The following is a 3,081-nucleotide window of genomic DNA, read 5'->3' as shown; positions in this document are numbered from 1 at the left end:
GGCATCAGAGCGTGATCCGGAGAAGCGGAAGCCAGTTTTCCGAAAAGATCATGCTCATCTAGGCTCCCCACTGCCGTTCGACGGCAAATCCGGTCTCCGGCAAGGTCGAACCGCCGTCGACGACGATGGTCTGCCCGGTGACATATCCGGCCTCGGTGGAGGCGAGATAGAGCATCGCGCACGCGATGTCGTCGGCGCTCCCCATGTGCCCCATCGGGATGAAGCGCTCGAGCTTCGCCTTGTTCTCCGGCGCGCTCATGGTGCCGCGGCCCGGCTTCTCGATGAAGCCGGCTTCGACGCCGTTGACGGTGATGCCGTCGCGCGCCAGTTCGAATGCAGCGCCGCGGATGAATGCGTTCACGCCGGCCTTCGCCGCCGAGTAGTGCGCGCCGCCGCCCATCGCGACCCGCGCCGAGACCGAGGATGTCACCAGAATGCGTCCGAAGCTGACGGCGCGCATATGCGGGATTGCGGCCTGCGCGAGCCAGATGCTGGCGCTGAGATTCAGCGCCAGCGTCTCGTCGAGCTTTGCTTCATCGAGCTCGTCAAGCGAGGCCCACGGGCAACCGCCGGCGTTGTGCACGATGATATCGAGCCGGCCGTATCGAGCGGCGACATCGTCAACCATCGCACGCAGGCTGCTACGGTCCAACTTGTCGAACGGAACGCAATGCGCGGTCCGGCCATCAGCCGCCAGCTCGCGCGCCAGCGCCTCGGCCACATCGAGGGTCCGGTTGGCGATCACCACGGACGCGCCGGCCTGCGCGAGCCGTGTCACGATGGCGGCGCCGATCCCCCTGCCCCCGCCCGTGACGATGGCGACCCGGCCGTCAACCTTGAACGGAATCGCCTGCATCAGATGGCTCCCGCGCCGCCCAGCAAATCGATGAACTCCGCGAACACCGCCGTATGCTTGTCGACGTCCTGCCCGGATGTTGCCGGACACATCAGCAGCATGGTGTGGAACGGCGTCACCAGAATGCCCTCGTTCATGTAGAACGCATGCAGCAAGGTCTCGAGATCGGGTTGCCGGCCCGCAATGACGTCGGCGCCGCTGCGAGGCGGCCGTGGCATGAACATGATCTCGGCACGCGCGCCGATCTGCGTGACATGCCAGGGTGATCCGGCCGCCGCAATCAGCCGGCGCGCCTCCTGCGCGAGCCGGGTCGCGGTCCCGATCATCCGCTCGTAATTCGCGGAGGTCAGGACCTTCTCCAGCACCGCACGCATGGTCGCGACCGTCAGCGCGTTGCCGGCGAGCGTGCCGCCGAAACCAAGATGCGCGGACTGCCGCTCGCGCGGATTGACATGCGGCACGATTTTCCAGAGCCGCTCGGCAATCTCCTGACTGAGGCCGAACACACCGGCGGGAATGCCACCTGCAATCGCCTTGCCGGCGACGAAGATGTCGGGCTCGAGCCCGTGGCTCTCGGTATAGCCGCCCGGTCCGCAGGACAGCGTATGCGTCTCGTCGATGATGAGCACGGTGCCGGCGCGGCGGGTCAGGTCGCGCAACGTCTCGTGAAAACCAGGGTCGACGGGGATCATGCCGAAATTCGTCATCAGCGGCTCGGTCAGCACGCAGGCGACGTCGCCCTGAGCCAGCGCCGCCTCGAGCGCGGCGACATCGTTGAACTCGACGACCCGGCTCACGGCGTCATGATCGATGCCGTTGGGATGGATCATGTTGCGCAGGCCGACCCGGCCGTCGCGGATCTCGACATGCGCCTCCTCGACTCCGCCGTGGTAGCAGCCGGAGAACACCAGCACCTTGCGCCGGCCGGTGATCATGCGCGAGATGCGGATCGCGGCGCGATTGGCATCGGTTGCCGACGTCGTCAGGGTCCAGTATTTCGGACCGAAGCGGCGCGACAGCTCGGCGCCGACCCAGATACTGTCCTCGGTCGGCAGCATCATGGTCGCGCCACGCTTGAGCTGATGCAGCGCGGCTTCCGTCACGGCCTCGGGCGCGTGGCCGCACATGCCGCCGGTGTCGCCGAGGCAGAAATCGATGTAGTCGCGGCCGTCGATGTCCCTGATATGCGCGCCGTGCGCCTCGTCGGCATAGATCGGAAAACCGCCGGCCCAGCGCCGCATCCAGTGCGACGGGCCGCCATAAAGGTAATGCTGCCGGCCCTCCTGCCAGGCCGCCGCCGATCGCGGATGCAGCGCCCGGAAGCGTTCCTGCTCGGCGTCGAGCAAGCGGTTCAGAACGCCCGCGCGCTCAGTAGTTGCTGATGTCATAGCGCGATCCAGGCGGTCTTGAGGTCGGTATAGGCGTCCAGCGCATGTAGCGACTTGTCGCGCCCAAAGCCGGATTGCTTGAAGCCGCCGAGCGGCACCGTGATATCGGCGCCGCCATAGGCGTTGACGTGCACGACGCCGGCCTTGATGGAGCGCACCATGCGATGCGCCGTTGACAGGCTTCCGGTCCACACCGCCGACGCAAGTCCATAGGGTGTCGCGTTGGCGAGCGCTGTAGCCTCTTCCTCACCGCCGAACTGCGTGACCGCCAGCACCGGGCCGAACACCTCCTCGCGCCAGACTTCCATCGACGGTGTCACCTCAGTGAGGATCGCGGGCGCCATGAAGTTGCCGCCGCTCTCGATGCGGATCTGCTCGCCACCGACCAGCCGCTTCGCGCCCTGCGCTTCAGCGCGGGCAACCGCATCGAGATTCTTGCGCAACTGAGCCTTGCTTGAAATGGCGCCGATATCCGACGTCAGATCGAGGGGATCGCCGACCCTGAGCTTTTCGGTCGCATCGAGCAGCGCATCCATGAACCGATCATAGATCGCGGACTGCACAAGCAGCCGCGAGCCGGCGACGCAGACCTGGCCCGCATTCCGGAAGATGCCGTTGGCCGATACCTTGGCCGCGTGCTTGATGTCGGGCACATCGGCAAACACGATGTTGGGTGACTTGCCGCCAAGCTCAAGGTGAACCCGCTTCAGGTTCGACCGCGCCGAGCATTCCAGCAACCGACGGCCGACCGCGCCCGAGCCGGTGAAGGCCAACACATCGACATCCATATGCAGCGCGAGCGCCTCGCCGGCCGATGCTCCGCGACCCGTGACGACG

General features: G+C 66.3%; 3 protein-coding genes. All 3 read right to left on the bottom strand.

The window, feature by feature from the left end; translation table 11 throughout:
* Positions 1–58 precede the first annotated feature (58 nt).
* Complete coding sequence (locus tag VF497_RS10855) at positions 59–856, bottom strand: SDR family oxidoreductase (RefSeq protein WP_097676467.1); 798 nt, start codon at positions 854–856, stop codon at positions 59–61.
* On the bottom strand, positions 856–2,244 hold the full coding sequence (locus VF497_RS10850; protein WP_330888551.1) for a transaminase: 1,389 nt from the start codon (positions 2,242–2,244) through the stop codon (positions 856–858). The genes VF497_RS10855 and VF497_RS10850 overlap by 1 nt, the downstream gene beginning before the upstream one ends.
* Positions 2,241–3,081, bottom strand: an 841-nt coding sequence (locus tag VF497_RS10845) for an aldehyde dehydrogenase family protein (protein ID WP_330888549.1), incomplete at its 5' end; no start/stop codon positions are given. The genes VF497_RS10850 and VF497_RS10845, both read right to left, overlap by 4 nt.

Source organism: Rudaea sp., assembly GCF_036383415.1.
Taxonomy (GTDB): Bacteria; Pseudomonadota; Gammaproteobacteria; order Xanthomonadales; family Rhodanobacteraceae; genus Rudaea.
The sequence above is the reverse complement of the archived record's forward strand: the minus strand, read 5'-3'. Positions and strand labels throughout refer to the sequence as shown.

Excerpts from the sequence above, each read along its gene's own strand:
- VF497_RS10855 (WP_097676467.1), bottom strand. The coding sequence starts at position 856 with ATGCAGGCGATTCCGTTCAAGGTTGACGGCCGGGTCGCCATCGTCACG.
- VF497_RS10850 (WP_330888551.1), bottom strand. The coding sequence starts at position 2,244 with ATGACATCAGCAACTACTGAGCGCGCGGGCGTTCTGAACCGCTTGCTC.